The organism is Leifsonia aquatica H1aii (genome assembly GCF_000633535.1).
In the GTDB taxonomy this organism is placed as follows: Bacteria; Actinomycetota; Actinomycetes; order Actinomycetales; family Microbacteriaceae; genus Leifsonia; species Leifsonia aquatica_A.
The window spans coordinates 50,287-67,066 of sequence record NZ_AYMR01000006.1; the positions used below are offsets into that span (position 1 = coordinate 50,287).

At 71.8% G+C, this 16,780-nt stretch carries 17 protein-coding genes; 6 read left to right on the forward strand and 11 right to left on the reverse strand.

Annotation, left to right across the window (positions count from 1 at the left end; translation table 11 throughout):
- Window position 1: 1 nt before the first annotated feature.
- From U870_RS0104145 to U870_RS0104155, 3 genes are read left to right on the forward strand one after another with little or no spacing between them, the layout of a single operon-like run.
- Complete coding sequence (locus U870_RS0104145; protein ID WP_025156150.1) at window positions 2-625, forward strand: bifunctional 4-hydroxy-2-oxoglutarate aldolase/2-dehydro-3-deoxy-phosphogluconate aldolase; 624 nt, start codon at window positions 2-4, stop codon at window positions 623-625.
- A complete protein-coding gene (locus tag U870_RS0104150) occupies window positions 622-2,235 on the forward strand; it encodes an N-acyl-D-amino-acid deacylase family protein (RefSeq protein WP_025156151.1) in 1,614 nt (537 codons plus the stop codon). The genes U870_RS0104145 and U870_RS0104150 overlap by 4 nt, the downstream gene beginning before the upstream one ends.
- Window positions 2,220-2,783, forward strand: coding sequence for an RBBP9/YdeN family alpha/beta hydrolase (locus U870_RS0104155; protein WP_025156152.1), 564 nt, complete (start codon window positions 2,220-2,222; stop codon window positions 2,781-2,783). Before U870_RS0104150 ends, U870_RS0104155 begins: the two co-directional genes overlap by 16 nt.
- Before the next feature lie 19 nt (window positions 2,784-2,802).
- Here the strand turns inward: U870_RS0104155 and U870_RS0104160 are convergent, their stop codons facing one another.
- The 6 genes from U870_RS0104160 to U870_RS0104185 form a co-directional block, all read right to left on the reverse strand.
- Window positions 2,803-3,954, reverse strand: coding sequence for a mannitol-1-phosphate 5-dehydrogenase (locus U870_RS0104160; protein ID WP_025156153.1), 1,152 nt, complete (start codon window positions 3,952-3,954; stop codon window positions 2,803-2,805).
- Between the two features lie 13 nt (window positions 3,955-3,967).
- Window positions 3,968-4,405, reverse strand: coding sequence for a PTS sugar transporter subunit IIA (locus U870_RS0104165; RefSeq protein ID WP_025156154.1), 438 nt, complete (start codon window positions 4,403-4,405; stop codon window positions 3,968-3,970).
- Complete coding sequence (locus U870_RS0104170) at window positions 4,402-5,925, reverse strand: PTS mannitol transporter subunit IICB (RefSeq protein WP_025156155.1); 1,524 nt, start codon at window positions 5,923-5,925, stop codon at window positions 4,402-4,404. Before U870_RS0104170 ends, U870_RS0104165 begins: the two co-directional genes overlap by 4 nt.
- A 64-nt stretch (window positions 5,926-5,989) precedes the next feature.
- Window positions 5,990-7,678, reverse strand: a complete 1,689-nt coding sequence (ptsP, locus tag U870_RS0104175) for a phosphoenolpyruvate--protein phosphotransferase (protein WP_029947159.1) — start codon at window positions 7,676-7,678, stop codon at window positions 5,990-5,992.
- Window positions 7,679-7,680: 2 nt separating this feature from the next.
- A complete protein-coding gene (locus tag U870_RS0104180) occupies window positions 7,681-7,947 on the reverse strand; it encodes an HPr family phosphocarrier protein (protein ID WP_025156157.1) in 267 nt (88 codons plus the stop codon).
- Between the two features lie 57 nt (window positions 7,948-8,004).
- Entirely contained in the window at window positions 8,005-8,313 is a 309-nt protein-coding gene (locus U870_RS0104185) for a PTS sugar transporter subunit IIB (protein ID WP_025156158.1), read from the reverse strand.
- 256 nt (window positions 8,314-8,569) lie between these two features.
- On the opposite strand from U870_RS0104185, the gene U870_RS0104190 reads away from it, so the two are divergent.
- Window positions 8,570-10,471, forward strand: a complete 1,902-nt coding sequence (locus tag U870_RS0104190; RefSeq protein WP_025156159.1) for a BglG family transcription antiterminator — start codon at window positions 8,570-8,572, stop codon at window positions 10,469-10,471.
- 168 nt (window positions 10,472-10,639) lie between these two features.
- Here the strand turns inward: U870_RS0104190 and U870_RS0104195 are convergent, their stop codons facing one another.
- From U870_RS0104195 to nucS, 4 genes are all read right to left on the reverse strand, one after another.
- Window positions 10,640-11,044 carry a hypothetical protein gene (locus U870_RS0104195; RefSeq protein WP_025156160.1) on the reverse strand — a complete coding sequence of 135 codons (405 nt, stop codon included), beginning with the start codon at window positions 11,042-11,044 and terminating at the stop codon, window positions 10,640-10,642.
- Between the two features lie 75 nt (window positions 11,045-11,119).
- Window positions 11,120-11,800: an HAD family hydrolase gene (locus tag U870_RS0104200; RefSeq protein ID WP_025156161.1), complete on the reverse strand. Its 681-nt coding sequence runs from the start codon at window positions 11,798-11,800 to the stop codon at window positions 11,120-11,122.
- Window positions 11,801-11,838: 38 nt separating this feature from the next.
- Window positions 11,839-12,261, reverse strand: a complete 423-nt coding sequence (locus U870_RS0104205) for an SseB family protein (protein ID WP_025156162.1) — start codon at window positions 12,259-12,261, stop codon at window positions 11,839-11,841.
- Entirely contained in the window at window positions 12,261-12,956 is a 696-nt protein-coding gene (gene nucS / locus U870_RS0104210) for an endonuclease NucS (RefSeq protein WP_025156163.1), read from the reverse strand. Before nucS ends, U870_RS0104205 begins: the two co-directional genes overlap by 1 nt.
- 84 nt (window positions 12,957-13,040) lie before the next feature.
- On the opposite strand from nucS, the gene U870_RS0104215 reads away from it, so the two are divergent.
- The gene (locus U870_RS0104215) at window positions 13,041-14,084 is read left to right on the forward strand and encodes a lactonase family protein (protein ID WP_025156164.1); all 1,044 of its coding nucleotides are present in this window, start codon (window positions 13,041-13,043) and stop codon (window positions 14,082-14,084) included.
- Window positions 14,085-14,246: 162 nt separating this feature from the next.
- Here the strand turns inward: U870_RS0104215 and U870_RS0104220 are convergent, their stop codons facing one another.
- A complete protein-coding gene (locus U870_RS0104220) occupies window positions 14,247-15,500 on the reverse strand; it encodes an MFS transporter (protein WP_025156165.1) in 1,254 nt (417 codons plus the stop codon).
- Between the two features lie 87 nt (window positions 15,501-15,587).
- Between U870_RS0104220 and U870_RS0104225 the strand changes: the two genes are divergently transcribed.
- Window positions 15,588-16,658 carry a LacI family DNA-binding transcriptional regulator gene (locus tag U870_RS0104225; RefSeq protein ID WP_025156166.1) on the forward strand — a complete coding sequence of 357 codons (1,071 nt, stop codon included), beginning with the start codon at window positions 15,588-15,590 and terminating at the stop codon, window positions 16,656-16,658.
- Window positions 16,659-16,780 lie beyond the last annotated feature (122 nt).

The following is a 16,780-nucleotide window of genomic DNA, read 5'->3' on the forward strand; positions in this document are numbered from 1 at the left end:
CATGCTGCTCGACACCCTCCGCCGCGACCGCGCCCTCGCCGTCGTACGCGCCCCGCGCATCGACGACCCGGTCGGCCTCTGCCGTGCGCTCGCCGCCGGCGGCATCCGCACCGTCGAGTTCACCTTCACGACCCCGGGGGTGGAGGAGGTGATCGCCGCCGCCGTCGCCGGCGAACATGACGCGCTGGTGGGCGCCGGCACCGTGACCGACGCCCGCACGGCGGAGGCCGCCGTCGCCGCCGGAGCGCGCTTCCTGGTGACCCCCGGCCTCAGCGAGGGCGCCGCCGGTGTCGCGCGGGAATCGGGCGTGCCCATCCTGCTGGGCGCGGTCAGCCCCACCGAGGTGATGCGCGCGATCGAACTGGGTGCCGCAGCGGTCAAGGTCTTCCCGGCATCCCTGGTCGGTCCGCGCTATCTCCGGGACCTGGCCGGGCCGTTCCCCGGCACCCTCTTCGTGCCCTCGGGCGGACTCGACGCCGGCAACGCGCGCGAATGGATGGACGCGGGAGCCCTGGCCGTGACCGCAGGCTCGAGCGTCGTGAGCGCGAACGACATCGCGGCCGCCTCGTGGAGTGCGGTGACCGAGCGGGCGCGGGAGTTCGGCGCGGCCGCGGCCGGCGCATGAGCGGATCGGCGCCGACGCTCATCCGCGGCGCGCGGGTGCTCGACGGAAGCGGCCGGCCGGGCGAGACGGGCGACGTGCTCCTCACCGAGGGCCGTATCCGGCGGGTCGGCGGCCGTCTCGACGCTCCGGGCGCGCGCGTCATCGACGCCGACGGTCTCGCGCTCGCACCCGGCTTCATCGACATGCACGCCCACTCCGACATCGCCGTCCTGACCGATCCGGTGCACCTGGCGAAGGTCTCCCAGGGGGTCACGACCGAGGTCGTCGGGCAGGACGGGCTCTCGTACGCCCCCGCGACCTCCGTCGCAGCGGACGTCCTGCGCGACCAGCTGGCCGGCTGGAATGGCGTCCCGCCCGGCCTCGCCCTCGGCTGGCCGACCGTGGGCGCCTACCTGGAGGCGGTCGATGCCGCCCGCCCGGCCGCGAACGTCGCGGCCCTCGTGCCCCAGGGCACGGTGCGCCTCGACGTCGTCGGCGCTGCCGACCGCCCGGCGACCGCCGGCGAGCTCGCCGCCATGCGCGCCCTCGTCGAGGCAGGGATGCGCGACGGCGCCTTCGGGATGTCCTCCGGCCTCACCTACGTGCCCGGCATGTTCGCCGGCACGGACGAGCTCGTCGCCCTCTGCACGGTGGTCGCCGCGCACGGCGGGGTGTACGTGCCGCACCAGCGGTCGTACGGCGCGGGGGCGCTCGACGCCTACGCCGAGATGATCGACATCGCCCGGCGGTCGGGCGTCGCCCTGCACCTCGCGCACGCCACCATGAACTTCGGCGTCAACCGCGGGCGCGCGGGCGAGCTGGTGGCGCTGCTCGACGCGGCCATCGCGTCCGGTGTCGAGCTCACCTTCGACACCTACCCCTACCTGCCGGGCTCGACCACCCTCGCCGCACTCCTGCCGTCCTGGGCGGCGGACGGCGGACCGGCGGCGACGCTCGACCGCCTTCGCGACGAGGCGCTGCGTACGCGGATAGCCCACGAGCTCGACGTCGTCGGGACCGACGGCTGCCATGGCGTTCCCGTGGAGTGGGAGACCATCGAGATCTCCGGGGTGCGCGACCCGGCCCTCGCCGATCGTGTCGGCCGCACCGTCGCCTCGCTCGCCACCGCCTCGGGAGAGGCCGCGTCCACCGTCGCCCTGGATCTGCTGCTGGCCGACCGGCTCGGCACGGGGATCCTGCAGCATGTCGGCGACGAGGCCAACGTGCGCACGATGATGGCGCACCCGCGGCACACCGGCGGAAGCGACGGCATCCTGGTCGGTGACAAGCCGCATCCCCGGGCCTGGGGCACCTTCCCGCGCTACCTCGGGCACTACGTGCGCGACGAAGGCGTGCTGCGGCTGGAGGACGCCGTCGTCCACCTCGCGGCCCGTCCGGCCGCCCTTCTCGGGCTCACCGACCGCGGCCGCATCGCCCCCGGGCTCGTAGCGGATCTGGTGCTCTTCGATCCCGCGACCATCGCGGATCGGGCCACCTTCGCGGCCCCGCGCCGGCAGGCGGAGGGCATCCCGTGGGTCCTCGTGGCGGGCGAGCCGGTCATCGCCGAGGGCGCGCGCACCGAGGCGCGGCCTGGGCGCGCGCTACGCTCGTCGGCATGCGCGCCTTCCTGATCCTGCACGGCTGGGACAACCACCGACCGCCCGGGCACTGGCAGCACGAGCTGGCGACCGCCCTGCGTTCGCGCGGGGAGCGGGTCGAGTATCCGCAGCTGCCGAGCGCGTCGTCCCCGTCGCTCGCGGGCTGGCGGGATGCGGCCGGCGTCTCCCTGCGCGCCGCGGCGGCCGACGGCGCCGAGGTGACGGTGATCTGCCACAGCCTCGCCTGCCTGCTCTGGCTGGGCGCGCGTCCGGCGGACGCGGCGGTGAGGCACGTCCTGCTCGTCGCGCCGCCGTCGCGAGAGGTGGTGGCCGGCATCCCCGAGATCGCCTCGTTCGCCGCCGTCGACCCGGCACGGCCCGCCATGGCGACGACCATCGTCGCGTCGGACGACGACCCGTTCTGCCCGGAGGGGGCACAGGCGGCCTACGGGGCACCGCTCGGCATCCCGGTGCAGACCATCCCCGGCGGCGGCCACCTCGAGCTGACCGCCGGCTACGGCGAGTGGCCGTCGATGCTGGCCTGGTGCTTCGACCCGACCACCACGCTGCAGCCCCGCTGACGCCGCCCGGCGGAGCCGGTCAGCCCTGGGCTTCGCGGACGATCGCGACGAGCGGGTCGAACAGGACCTCGCCAGGGACGACCCCGGTGACCTCCGACACGATCTCCTCCGCCGAGGCCTCCTCCAGCAGGTGGCGGAGCTCGACGCTCTGCGTGTCCGCGGGCACATAGAAGCGCAGCGCGGCGCCGACGGCGGCCAGCAGCGCCTGGGGCACAGACCCGACGTAGGCGACGTGGTCGATCGCCGGACCGATGAACCGGTCGTTGCGGCCCAGCTTGCGCAGCGGTTCGCGTCCGACGCGGGCCACCTCGTCCACCAGGTGCGGGTTCGCGAAGCGGCCGAGGATCGTCGCGCGATAGGCGGCCATCTCCTCCGGGTCGAGGCCGTGCTTGGCGACGAGCGCGGCCGACGTCTCGCGCAGGGCGTCCTCGGCGGCCTGCCGTACGGCCGGGATCGCGATGGCCTCGCTGATCGTCTCGGCCCCCTGCAGGAAGCCGGTGTACGCGACCGTGGCGTGCCCGGTGTTCACCGTGAAGAGCTTGCGCTCGATGTACGGCGCCAGGGAGTCCACGAAGTGGGCGCCCGGGATGGCGGGCTCACGGCCGGCGAACGGGCTGCGGTCGACGACCCACTCGTAGAACGTCTCGACGGTCACATCCACCCCCGCGCCCGGAGCCTGGGCGGGGACGATCCGGTCCACCGCGGTGTCGGCGAAGACGGCCTTGGCGGCCAGCGCCTCCCGTGTCTCGTCGTCGAGCAGACCGTCCATCAGCTCGGCGGCCAGCAGATCGGTGGCGCCGATCGCGTTCTCGCACGCCATGACGGCGAGGCGCGGGGCGTCGTCCGCTCGGGCCGCGAGGCCCTGCGCGATCACCGGGGCGACGAAGCGCAGGATGCGCGGGCCGACCGCTGTCGTGACCACGTCGGCCGTGGCGATCTCGGCGACCAGCGCCGCCTCGTCGGTCGCGCTGTTGATGGCGCGGAAGCCGGTGACGGTCCTGGTCTGCGACTCCTCGCCGACCAGGTGGACGTCGTAGGAGTCGGCCGCGGCCAGTGCGTCGATGAGGTCGGCGTTGACGTCGGCGAACACCACCTCGTACCCGGCTTCGTGGAGCAGGAGCCCCACGAAGCCGCGGCCGATGTTGCCTGCCCCGAAGTGGACGGCCTTCATGCGTTCGGTCACCTCAGTCGTTCACGTCGCCGAGGAGCGCGAACAGCGCGTCGGCGTCCGGAGCCTCGATGAGCTCCCGCACGTCGTCGTCCTCCGAGAAGAGGATGGCGATCTTCGACAGGATCTCGAGGTGCTCGTTGTTCTGTCCCGCGATGCCCACGACGAACCGCACCTCCTCGCCGCCCCAGTCGAGCGGCGAGGAGTAGCGGACGAAGGAGAGCGCCGAGCGGGTGATCTCGTCCTTGGACTCGTTGGTGCCGTGCGGGATCGCGAGCCCGTTCCCCATGTAGGTGGAGACGGTGTTCTCGCGCTCCTGCATCGAGTCGACGTACCCGGGCTGCACCGCGCCGGCCTGCACCAGCAGCGCGCCCGCCTCCCGGATCGCGTCCTCCCGCGTGGTCGCGGTGCCCGCGGCCACGACGTTCGCCCGGTCGAGAATCGTGTCGGTCATTTGCTGGCGTCCTCCGGTGCTGATTGGGTCTGCTTGGCGACGAGGTCGACGACCTCGTCGTACTTGGGGCTGTTCATGAAGTTGTCGACCGAGACGTGGAGCGAATCCGGCGACTGGCCCTTCGCCCGGTCGGTCAGCTGCTGCTGGGTGATGACGAGATCGGCCGTGCCGTCGAGGTCGGCGATGGCCTGGTTCGTCACCGTGACCCCCTCCACCCCGGCCTTCTTGAACTTGTTGCGGAGCACGGACGCGCCCATCGCGCTCGAGCCCATCCCAGCGTCGCACGCGAACACGATGTTGCGCACCAGTCGATCGGTGGCATCGCCCTGGGCGTCGCCGGTGTCGTGCTCGCCCTCGTTCACCAGGCTGCCGAGCACCGAGGAGGACTTGCCCTTGTTCGCCTCGGTCTGGGCGACCGCGGCGGACAGGTCGCCGGCGTTGCCGGTCGCGAGGTCGCGTTTGCGCGTCGCCCGCAGCACGATGGCGCTGAAGGCGAACGAGACCGCCGCCGCCGCGACGATCGAGACCGCGATGCCCACCATGTTGGGCACCGGGGCCTGCGCGAAGATCGCGAACACCGATCCAGGGGCCGCGGGTGCGCGAAGACCGGTTCCGAAGGCGACGTTCACCGCGACACCGGTCATGCCGCCGAGCACGGCGCCGATGATCAGGATCGGCTTCATCAGCACGTACGGGAAGTAGATCTCGTGGATGCCGCCGAAGAACTGGATGATGAAGGCGCCCGGAGCGCTCGCCCGTGCGGCCCCGAGCCCGAAGATCGCCCAGGCGAGCAGGATGCCGGCGCCGGGGCCGGGGTTCGTCTCGATCAGGAAGAGGATCGACTTGCCGGTCTGCTGCGCCTCGAGCGTCCCGATCGGGGTGAAGACGCCGTGGTTGATCGCGTTGTTGAGGAAGAGCACCTTGCCCGGTTCGACCAGGATGCTGACGAGCGGCAGCAGGTGCACCGAGACGAGCCAGTTGACGCCCGCCTCCAGCGCCTTGCTGAGGCCCTCGACCAGCGGTGCGATGCCGAAGAACGCGCCGATGGCCAGGATGAAGCCGAGGATTCCGGCAGAGAAGTTGTTGACGAGCATCTCGAAGCCCGCTTTGATCTTCCCCTCCCAGATCTTGTCGACGAGCTTCATCAGATAGCCGCCGAGCGGGCCCATGATCATCGCGCCGATGAACATCGGGATGTCGGAGCCGACGATCACGCCCATCGCCGCGATGGTGCCCACCACGCCGCCGCGGACGCCGTAGACGATCCGGCCGCCTGTGTTGGCCAGCAGCAGCGGGAGCAGGTACGTGATCATCGGGCCGACGAGCCCGCCGATCGCCTTGTTCGGGAACGGCCCCTCGGGGATGAACAGAGCGGTGATGATGCCCCAGGCGATGAAGGCCGGGATGTTGGGCATGACCATGTTCGAGAGGAAGGTGCCGAAGCGCTGCACGCCGACGCGCGCGCCTCCGGGTCGCTTCGCTGTCGTCGCCGTCGTCGACGTCTCTGTCGCCGATGTCATGATGGGGCCTCGTTTCTGTCAGGGATCCCGTTTCTGGTGGGGGATCTCATCGGGTGGGGGTGCGCTACTGCGGGAAGGCGGCCGCGGCCGCACGGACCGCGTCGCGGGCTTCGGCCGCGCCGTCGGCGGCCAGGGCGACCTCGGCCAGGGCCCGCGCCTGGTCGAGGGTGAAGCGGGTCAGGGAGAGCCGCACGTCGGCGAGTGCCGCCGGCGACATCGAGAGGGTGGTGGCGCCGAGGCCCACCAGGACGACCGCCAGCAGCGGGTCGGCCGCGGCCTCGCCGCAGACGCCCACCGGCTTGCCGTGGTTCGTGCCCGCCGAGCCGACCTCGCCGATCAGGCGGAGGACGGCGGGGTGCCACGGGTCCTGGAAGCCGGCGACCGAGCCGAGCAGGCGGTCGGCGGCGAGCGTGTACTGGGTGAGGTCGTTCGTGCCGATCGAGGCGAACGCCGCCGACTGCAGCACCCGGTCGGCGAGCAGCGCGGCGGAGGGGACCTCCACCATCACCCCGACGGTCTTCAACCCGAACCCGGTCGCCAGCTCGACGAAGTACCGGGTCTCCTCCACGGTCGACACCATCGGCGCCATGACCCAGAGGTCGGCGTCGGTGGCCGCGTCGGCCTCGGCCAGGGCGGTGAGCTGCTCGCGGAGCAGATCCTCGTTCGCCCGCAGGGCGCGCAGGCCGCGGAGGCCGAGCGCGGGGTTGTCCTCGTGGGCGTCGTTGAGGAACGCGAGCGGCTTGTCGGCGCCGGCGTCGAGAACGCGCACGACGACCTTCTTGCCGGGGAACGCCGCGAGCAGGGCGGTGTACTGCTCGCGCTGCTGCTCCACGGTCGGAGCCATCCGCTGATCCAGGAACAGGAACTCGGTGCGGAACAGGCCGACGCCCTCCGCCCCGGCGTCGAGCGCCTTCTGCGTCCCCTCCGCGGAGCCGAGGTTGGCCAGCAGCGGGACGGGCGTGCCGTCGGCCAGCGCCCCGGGTTCCCGGCCGCCGGCGAGGGCGGCCGCGCGCTCGTCGATGCGCCGTCGGGCGTCGGCGCTCTCCTCCGCGCTCGGGGCGACGGTGACGGTGCCGGAGGCGGCGTCGACGACCACCTCGGTCCCGTCGGTCAGCGTGTCGGAGCCGGCCACCCCGACGATGGCGACGATGGCCTTCTCGCGGGCGAGGATCGCGGTGTGGGAGGTCGGACCTCCCTCGCGCGTGATCAGCCCCAGGACCTTGCTCAGATCGAGCAGTGCGGTGTCGGCCGGGGCGAGGTCGTGGGCGACGAGCACGTACGGTTCGTCGGACTCGGGCACCCCAGGAGCCGGACGGCCCGAGAGCGCCGCGATCACGCGCTGGGCGACATCGTCCAGGTCGGTGGCGCGCTCGCCCATGTAGCCGCCGAGGCCGATGAGCATGTCGCGGAACACCGCGAAGCCCTCGAACACGGCGCGCTCGGCGGTCGTGCCGCCGTCGATCCGCGCGGCGACGTCGTCGGCGAGGGTCGAGTCCTCCGCCATCATCGACTGCGCCTCGAGCACGTCGGCGGCGATGCCGGTCACCTTCGCGGCGCGCGACCGCAGATCGGTGGCGACGGCGGCGACGGCCTCGGCGACACGCGCCTTCTCCTCGTCGGGGGTGCGGGTGCTGGGCGTCTCGGCCGGCTCCGGGAGCGGGTCGGACATGCGGAGCACCGGTCCGAGGGCGACGCCCTGGCCGATGCCCGCTCCGGTGAGCCGGGTGGTGGACACGCTGGTCTCGGTGGCCATGATCAGGCGTCGTGGTCCGTGGTGAGGATGTCGGCGAGGTCGTCGAGCACCGCGTCGGCGTTCGCCGCGTCGGTGGTGAGGACGATCTTGTCGCCGTGGTCGATGCCCAGGGAGATCACGCCGAGGATGCTGCCGGCGTTGACGGACTTGCCGCCCTCCTTGGACAGCTGGACGGTGGCGCCGGACGCGTTGACCGCCTCGACGAAGAGCTTCGCCGGGCGCGCGTGCAGTCCGTGGCTCGATCCGACAGTGATGATCCGCTCAGCCATGTGGGTTCTCCTTCGATGATGCGATGCCCCGGGGTCCCGGGAGGGTGGCTCGTGCTCTCATAGTGCCTTCGCTCGGGCGTCGAGAGCCAGATCCAGGGCCTGGGCGCCGTCGAGGGCGGCGGGGGAGACCGGGGGGAGCACGGCGACCGCGGTGCCCGTGACGACAGCGCGATCGCGCAGCGCCGGCACCGAGGACTCCAGATGCGCGCCGACGAGGACGACGTCCACGCCGGCGAGGGAGTCGAGCTGGGAGACGCTCCCCGCCTCCACGATCACCGAGGCACCGCGGGCGGCCGCGGCGCTGCGCAGCTTGACGGCGACGAAGGTGCTCGAGGCTCCCGCGCCGCAGACGACCATGATCTTCATCGACCTGTGCCTTTCGGTAACGCAGAGTTGCTGGGTGGAGCAGTCGTGCTGGGTGGAGCGGATGGATCGTCTGCCATGCTCGTCCCGTCGGTGGCCGCCCTCCAGCCGCGTATCTTCCGGGGGTGCGGAAGCCCGCGCGGAGGACCGCCGCTCGTGCCCGAAGCCCAGCCCGTCTTCCGGGGGACCGGAAGATCGGCGGGATGCGCCTCGGCCTGGGGGCCGGTAGGTGATTGACTCGGAGCGGAAGGTGGTGCAGGTGGCGCTCTCGGCGCAGCAGACGAGGATGCTCGACATCCTGGCGCGCCGTGCTGCCTGGGTGACGGCGGCGGAGCTCGCACACGATCTCGGCGTGACCTCCCGCAGCATCCGCACCTACGCCGCGGCGCTCGGCGACCTCGTGGTGTCAGGGGCGAACGGCTACCGCGTGCGCCCGGAGGCGTACGCCGCCCATGTCGACGGGGACGGTCAGGCGGAGTCCGGCGCCGGGTCCCCCCAGGAACGACTCGTCTTCGTCGCCCGGCGGCTGCTCGACGAGCCGGAGGGCGTCGACGTCTACGAGGCCGCCGGGAGCCTCTTCGTGAGCGAATCGACGATCGAGTCCGATCTGACCCGCCTGCGCGGCATCCTCGCCGACACCGAGCTCGCCCTGAAGCGTCAGGGCCCGGTCGTGCAGCTGACCGGGCCGGAGATCGCCCGCCGCAAGCTCATCAGCCGGTTGTTCCGCGACGAGATGCGTCAGGGCGTCGTCGACATCGCGCGCATCCAGGAGGCCTTCTCCTCCAGCGGCCTGGCGGAGTTCAAGTCCGACCTGGTCGCGATGCTCGACGCGCGGGGCTTCTTCGTCAACGAGTACGGCATCAACGACGTGCTTCTGCACATGGCCGTCGCGCTCGACCGCGTCGCCAAGGACCGCGTGCTGCCCGCCGCGGGCGATCCGCAGGTCAGCGAGACCATCCGCTCGCTCTCCGACGACCTCGGCGGACTGGTCGCGACCCACTTCGACGTCGTGCTCGACCCCACCGAGCTGCGCTACCTCGCCATCCTGCTGCGCACCCGGGTGATCGCGCCCGGCGCGGGCCGCGATCCGGTCGAGGAGTTCGTGAGCGAGGCCGACCTGGAGGTCGTCCGCGGGATCGTGACGCGCGCCTCGACCGAGTACCTGGTCGACCTGCGGGACGAGAACTTCATCGTCCGGCTCACCCTGCACGTGCAGAACCTCGTGGCCAGGGCGCACGAGAAGTCGTACTCCCGCAACCCGCTGACCCGCTCGATCAAGAGCTCCTACCCGATGATCTACGAGTTGGCCGTCTACATCGCGAGCCGGCTGCAGGCGGCGGAGGGCATCGAGGTGAACGAGGACGAGATCGCCTACATCGCGATGCACGTCGGCGCGTACCTGGAGCAGCAGTCACGGCGCCGGGACGCGGTGACCTGTGCGGTGGTCTGCCCGAACTACTACGACATGCACATCCTCCTGCGCGACCGGCTGGAGAGCGCGCTCGGCGACGACCTCGACGTCACGAGTGTGATCACGACCGCCGACGCCGACTGGGGCGCCATCGACGCGGACCTGGTGCTGACGACGATCGACCCGCGCGGCCGTCGCGAGAACGCGGTCATCGTACAGCCGTTCGTCACCGAGACCGACATCGAGCACATCCGCCAGGCCGTCGCCCGCATCCGCCGGCAGCGGCGGCGCGCCCGGATCAAGAACGACCTCCTCGAGTACTTCGACGAGCGACTGTTCCTGCGCAACTTCTACGCCCGTGACGCGATCACGATGATCCGGGCGCTGGGGGACCGGATGATCGCGGTCGGTGCCATCGACCAGGACTACGTCGACCAGACGATCGAGCGCGAGCAGATGTCGTCGACGGCGTTCACCGACTCGCTCGCGGTGCCGCACGCCATGACGATGGGCGCCAAGCGGACGGCGATCGCGATCGTGGTCAACGACACGGCGATGGATTGGGGCGACGCGCGGGTGAACGTGATCGCCTTCATCGCCTTCGACGCGGGAGGCCGCGCCTCCTTCCAGACGGTCTTCGACCAGTTCGTCGAGGTCTTCGGCGATCGCGAGGCCGTGCTCGGTCTCATCCGCCGCGCCGACACCTTCAGCGCCTTCATCGACGAGCTCGTCCGCATCATCGACTCCTGACCCTCTCGCCCCTCCCACCGACAACCGCCGAGTACACGAATTCTCTGCGTACTCGGCCGGTTCGGCCCCACTTTCTGCGTACTCGGCCGTCTTCGAGGGGAGAGACGACGGACCGCCGGGCGCACGAGGCGGCCGGCGGTCCGGTGAAGCGGCGCGAAGGGCGCTGAGCTAGTTCGCGGTGATCGTGTACGTGACCGAGACGCCGGGGGTGCCCACGGCGACGGTGTACTTGTCGTTCGTGTAGACGGCCTTCGAGTCGGTCGAGCCCGCCTGCTTGGTGTAGCCGGCCTTCTCGAGCGCGGCGGTCGCGTCGGCGAAGCCGGTCTTGGTGGTGGGCTGGACGGTGACCGACCAGCCGTTGTCCTTGTCGCCGCGGGCGACGACGACCTGGCCGTCGACGAGCGGGACGTCGCTCTTCGGGAAGTCCGAGGGCAGCGAGGCCGCGGCCTGGGTCGACGACGAACTGGAGGTGGACGACGAGTCCGATCCGGTGCTGGAGCAGCCGGCGAGGGTGGCGATGGAGAGTGCCGCGACGAGCGCGACGGGAGCGAGCAGAGAGGTACGGGTGCGCATGATCTTCCTAGTGCTGTATGTCTGGTGGTGCGGTGTTGCAACAACACTCCAGCGTACTCGCGCGCCCGCCTCCGGTCAGCCGAGCAGCAGCCTGCGCAACTGGTCGGCGGAGTGGACCACCGCGATCGCGCCGGCGGCCTCGGCCGGCGAGCCGTAGCCCCACTCGACCAGGATGGTCGGCAGCCCGTGGGCGCCGGCGCCTTCGACGTCGTACTGGCGGTCGCCCACCATCACCGTGTGATCGAGGTCGACGCCCTCCGCGGTGAGCCGGCGCAGGGCCTCCTCCACCACGTCCGCCTTCGCGCTGCGCGTCTCGTCCTCGCTGGCGCCGGTGATCACGGTGAAGTACGGGGCCAGGCCGAAGTGCTCCAGGATGCGGATCGCCTGCGACTCGGGCTTGCTCGTCGCGATGGCGAGCGGGATACCGGCGGCGTGGAGGTGCTCCAGGAGCCCGCGGATCCCGGGGAACACGGCGCTGTCGAACGCGCCCTCGGCGGCGTAGTGGGTGCGGTACACCGCGAGGGCGGCACGCGCTTCGGTCTCGTCCATGCCCGCGAACTTCTCGAGCGAGTCGAGCAGCGGCGGCCCGACGTACTCGACGAGCTCCGCGGGGGTGGGGACGGGGCGGCCCAGCTCCTCGAACGTGCGAACGAGGGAGCCGGTGATGCCCGGGGCGGAGTCTGTGAGGGTGCCGTCGAGATCGAAGAGCACGCAGGTCCACGTCCGGGTGACGGTGGGGGTGATGGGGGTGGTCATAGCAGTCCCAATGGTATGGGGCGTATGTGAACGTTCGCTCAGCGGTCGCCCAGAGCGGACTCGATGTGCGAGCGCGCCACGACCATGGTCTGTTCCGAGCCGGGGTCGAACTGCACCGCGACGAACTCCGCGGTGCGGACGAATCCGAGCGCCTCGACGGCCGGGACGATGACCGCCTGGACCTTCGTGCCCGCACCCTCCGCCGTCCGGCCGACGGCCGAGCGCAGCGCCTTCATCGAGGTGAAGAGGGGCAGGACCGGTTCGCCGGTGGTCGAGCTGATGGTGCGCAGACGGGTGTCCTGCGGGGTGGACCCGGTCACGTCGACGACCAGGCCGCCCTTCACCGCGGCGGCGAGCAGGGCCTCCAGGTTCGCGAGGGTCGGCTCCGCCGCGATGTCCGCGAGCGCGGCGCGCACGGGGACGTTCTCGTAGCTCTGCGGGAAGCGGGGTGCGGGCGCCATCAGAAGAGCCTGCTGTCGCTGTCGTCGATGCCGCGCATGGCGTCGTAGTCGAGCACCAGGCAGCGGATGCCCCGGTCCTCGGCGAGGGTGCGGGCCTGGGGCTTGATCTCCTGCGCGGCGAAGACGCCGGTGACGGGCGCCAGCAGCGGGTCGCGGTTCATCAGCTCGAGATAGCGGGTGAGCTGCTCGACGCCGTCGATGTCGCCACGCCGCTTGAGCTCGACGGCCACCGAGGCGCCCGCGGCGTCACGGGCCAGGATGTCGACCGGTCCGATGGCGGTCATGTACTCGCGGCGGACGAGCACGTGCCCGTCTCCCAGCAGGTGGATCTGCTCGGCGAGCAGCTTCTGCAGGTGCGCCTCGACGCCGTCCTTCTGCAGGCCGGGGTCGATGCCGAGCTCGTGCGCCGAGTCGTGCATCACCTCGTGGATCGAGACGATCAGCATGTCGGCCGTCTTGGCCTGGGTGACGCGCCAGACCTCGGTGACGCCGGCCTCCCGCTGGAGCTCGTCCGGTTCGGTCACCGCGAGGGTGCAGGGCGGGCTCATCCAGTTGAGCGGCTTGTACGAGCCGCCGTCGGAGTGGACGAGCAGGCTGCCGTCGGATTTGAGCATGAGCAGCCGCGGGGCCAGAGGCAGGTGCGCGCTCAGGCGTCCGGCGTAGTCCACGGAGCAGTTGGCAATGACGAGACGCACCGCAACATCCTACGGGGGAGGACCGGTAGACCGGCTGCGCGCCGGGGCACTGGACGCGGAAGCGGTGCCTGGCAGGATGGGGGCATGCCTCACGATCTCGTCATCGGCACGTACACCGAACGCCTCCCGCATGTCGACGGTCACGCCGACGGCGTGCTCGCGGCCCGCTTCGACGGGTCGGAGGTGTCGGACATCTCCGTCGCTGCGCGGGTGCGGAACCCGTCCTGGGTGGCCGTCGCTGCGGGCGGCACGCGCGTCTACGCGGTGTCGGAGACCGGCCCGGAGGGCGGTCTGCTCGCCTTCGAGCGCGCGGGCGACGGCACGCTCCGGCTGCTCGGCGAGGCTCCCAGCGGCGGCGCCGATCCCGCACACCTGGCCGTCCACCCGGCGGGGCACCTGCTCGCGGGCACCTACAGCGGAGGCTCGGTCTCGGTCTTCGCGCTGAACGGCGACGGCTCGATCGGCGCGCGCACCGGGTTCGTTCAGCATGAGGGGCGCGGTCCGGACGATGCGCGCCAGGAGGCGGCGCACGTCCACCACCTCAGTGCCGACCCGGTCAGCGGCGATGTCGTCGTGGTCGACCTGGGGCTGGGGGAGGTGCGCTGGTACGCCCTCGATGACGACGGTTCCCTGACCCTGCAACCGGAGGCCACGATCGCCTCCGGCGCCGCCGGCCCGCGGCATCTCGCGTTCCACCCGGACGGCCGGCACGCGTTCGTGCTGAACGAGCTCGACAGCACGCTCGACGTCCTGCGCCGCGGCGACGACCGGTTCGTGCGCGTATCGACCGTGTCCACCCGTGCGCCGGGAGCGGTCGGCGACAACCTCCCGGCGGCCGTGCGCGTCACGGAGGACGGCGCGACGGTGCTGGTCACCAACCGGGGCGACGACACGATCGCCGTCTTCTCGTTCGACGCCGATGTCTCGCGCGCCGCCCTCGTGGCCACGGAGCCGGTGCGCGGCCGTGCACCGCGCGATCTCGCCATCGCCCCCGAGGGCGACCGCGTGCTGGCCGCCTGCCAGGACAGCGACGAGGTCACCGTGTTCGCCTTCGACCCGCGCTCGCGCGCGCTGCGCTTCCTCGGCACCTCGCCGGTCCCCACCCCGGTCTGCCTCGCCTTCGTTTGAGCGTCCGCGACCGGCGCGCGTCGCTGTGCGGCAGCTGCCGAGGTGTGGTTCTCCCGAGGCGTGTCATTTCCTGAGATCAGTGGCGCAAGCGCCCGGATCTCCGTTCCTACGGCGACCTGAGCGGCGTGTCGCGGAGAATCTCCGGAGCTGATGCGGCGGTGCTCAGGCGCTCGCGGCGGCCTTCCGTGGCCGCACCGCCGGCGCCGCGAGGAACGACGCGAGCAGCAGGGCGAGGATCAGATAGAGCGCGTTGAGGAGTCCGAACTCCTTGCCGAGGAAGCCGATGACCGGCGGACCGACCAGGAAGGCGCAATAGCCGATGATGGCCACGGCCGACACGCGGGCGGCCGGGTTGCTCGCCCCGTCCGCGGCGGCGGACATGCCGAGCGGGAAGCCGAGGGAGACGCCGAAGCCCCAGAGCAGCGTGCCGATCACGACGACCCACATCGGGCCGCCCAGGATGAACAGCAGCAGACCGGCGACGCCCATCGCGGCGGTGATGCGGATCGCGTTGACCCGGCCGATCCGGTCGACGATCGGGCCGCCGGCGACGCGACCGACGGTCATGGCCGCCACGAAGCAGCCGAAGACGACGGCGCCGGTCGAGTTCGCCTGGCCGTGCCCGTCGACGACCGCCAGGGAGATCCAATCGTTGGCCGAACCTTCGCCGAACGCCATGCCGAGCATGACGACGCCGATGAGGATCAGTCGCCAGTCGGCCCATACGGAGAGCGCCGCGCGCATCCGGTCGCCGAACGGCACGCGCGGGGCGTCGGCCTGCTCGTCGCCGAGCTCGGCCTCGCGCGGGATGAAGCGGATGGCGACGGCGATGCCGGCGACCAGCACGACCGCGATCCCCAGCAGATGCCACGCGACACCGATGTGCAGGGCGGCCGCAGCGGCGCCGATGCCCGCGCCGATCACCGTGCCGAGGCTGAAGCAGGCGTGCATGAGCGGCATCAGCGTCTTGCCGATCTCGCGCTCCACCGCTGTGCCCTCGACGTTCATCATCACGTCGAGCATCCCGTTGCCGAACCCGAGCAGGATGAGCCCGATCGCGACGACCGGGACCGAGTGGAACACGGTCGAGCCGAGCCCGAGGGTGGCCGTGCCCACTGCGGCGACGGTCAGCGCACCGAACATGGACTTGTGGGGTCCGAAACGCACGAGCACGGGGGAGGAGAGCGCGAGCCCGAGGATGGCCCCGGCCGACATCCCGAGGATCAGCAGGCCGATCGAGGAGGTGTCCTTGCCGAGATCGAGGTCGTCGCGCACGCCGGGGATCCGGGCGACCCAGGTGGCCGTCGCCAGCCCGCTCAGGACGAAGACGCCGAAGATGGCGTTGCGCCAGGCGGCGAGCTCACGGCGGCTGCGCGCCGGAGCGGCGGTGGGGGAGGTCGGGGTCGGCTGTGACATCGCAGGTCCTGGTGATCGAACGGGAATCGGGCGGGTGTGTGGCAATCGAATCGTTTCGATCGAAACGATTCGACTAAGCTAGCACACGTGAACGACAGCAGCACAGCACCCGCGACCTCTCGGCCGACCCTGGCCGCGGTCGCCCGCCTCGCCGGCGTCTCGAACTCGACGGCCTCCCTCGCGTTCTCCGGGTCCGGCCCGGTCTCCGACGCGACGCGCGACCGAGTGCTCGCCGCGGCGAAGCAGCTCAACTACGGCGGCCCCGACCCGCGGGCGCGCTCGCTGCGCCGCGGCCGGTCGGGCATCGTCGGCGTCGTCATGGAGGAGCGCGTCGGCGACGCCTTCCGCGACCCGATCAAGATCGCGCTGCTGGACGGCATCACCGAGGAGATCGGCGCGATCGACGCCGGCCTCCTGATCCTCACCGACGCCGGGGACGCCGCGCAGCGCATCGAGGACGCCCCGATGGACGCCGTCGTGCTCATCGGCTGCAGCCCGCGCCTCGACGAGTCGGTCGCCATCCTCCGACAGCGCGGGATCCCGCTCGTCGCCATCGAGGGTGATCCGGCGGCGGGCATCGCCACCATCGGTCAGGACAACCGGGAGGCGAGCCGCGTCGCCGCCCAGCACCTCTACGACCTGGGCCACCGCGACGTCGCCGTGGTGGCCCTGCCGCTCACGCGCGACCGGGCGCGCGGACCCTTCACCGCCGCGACGGCGCTGTCCGCCAGCTCCACCACCGCCGTGGACCGGCTCGCCGGCGCACAGGACGTCTTCCCCGGCATCGGGGGCTGGGTCACGCGCGGGTCGTTCGTCGAGGAGGGCCGGCTCGCAGGCACCGCCCTGCTCGAGAAGGCCCAGGGACGCCCCACCGCGATCATCGCCCAGAGCGATCTGCTCGCCGCGGGCGTCATCCGCGCCGCCGAGGAGCTCGGCCTCGAGGTGCCGTGGGATGTCAGCGTCGTCGGGTTCGACGGCGCCCGCGTCGACGGCCTCTGGCCGTACGACCTCACCACTCTCGTCCAGCCCGCCGTCGACAAGGGCCGGGCCGCGGGCCGGTCCGTCGTCGACATGCTGGAGGGGCGCGGGATCACCCCCGAGTCGTTCACCTCCGAGTTCCACCAGGGCAACACGACCGCCGCCCCCGCGCGCCGCTAGCACCCGCGGCTCCCGCGGCACCCCCCTCGGGCTCCCGCGTCGACATTTGGACCAAATCGCGCGAAAGCGTCGCGTAAACCCACGATTCGGTCCAAATGGGCCAGCACTCATCGTGCCGAATG

Bases quoted from the DNA above. Each gene is read 5' to 3' on its own strand.
- U870_RS0104205 (WP_025156162.1), bottom strand. From the start codon at position 12,261: ATGGCGCCCGCACCCCGCTTCCCGCAGAGCTACGAGAACGTCCCCGTG.
- ptsP (WP_029947159.1), bottom strand. From the start codon at position 7,678: ATGGCCACCGAGACCAGCGTGTCCACCACCCGGCTCACCGGAGCGGGC.
- U870_RS0104160 (WP_025156153.1), bottom strand. From the start codon at position 3,954: ATGAAGGCCGTCCACTTCGGGGCAGGCAACATCGGCCGCGGCTTCGTG.
- U870_RS0104150 (WP_025156151.1), top strand. From the start codon at position 622: ATGAGCGGATCGGCGCCGACGCTCATCCGCGGCGCGCGGGTGCTCGAC.
- U870_RS0104180 (WP_025156157.1), bottom strand. From the start codon at position 7,947: ATGGCTGAGCGGATCATCACTGTCGGATCGAGCCACGGACTGCACGCG.
- U870_RS0104145 (WP_025156150.1), top strand. From the start codon at position 2: ATGCTGCTCGACACCCTCCGCCGCGACCGCGCCCTCGCCGTCGTACGC.
- U870_RS0104215 (WP_025156164.1), top strand. From the start codon at position 13,041: ATGCCTCACGATCTCGTCATCGGCACGTACACCGAACGCCTCCCGCAT.
- U870_RS0104165 (WP_025156154.1), bottom strand. From the start codon at position 4,405: ATGACCGACACGATTCTCGACCGGGCGAACGTCGTGGCCGCGGGCACC.
- U870_RS0104220 (WP_025156165.1), bottom strand. From the start codon at position 15,500: ATGTCACAGCCGACCCCGACCTCCCCCACCGCCGCTCCGGCGCGCAGC.
- U870_RS0104170 (WP_025156155.1), bottom strand. From the start codon at position 5,925: ATGACATCGGCGACAGAGACGTCGACGACGGCGACGACAGCGAAGCGA.
- U870_RS0104155 (WP_025156152.1), top strand. From the start codon at position 2,220: ATGCGCGCCTTCCTGATCCTGCACGGCTGGGACAACCACCGACCGCCC.
- U870_RS0104195 (WP_025156160.1), bottom strand. From the start codon at position 11,044: ATGCGCACCCGTACCTCTCTGCTCGCTCCCGTCGCGCTCGTCGCGGCA.
- U870_RS0104185 (WP_025156158.1), bottom strand. From the start codon at position 8,313: ATGAAGATCATGGTCGTCTGCGGCGCGGGAGCCTCGAGCACCTTCGTC.
- U870_RS0104200 (WP_025156161.1), bottom strand. From the start codon at position 11,800: ATGACCACCCCCATCACCCCCACCGTCACCCGGACGTGGACCTGCGTG.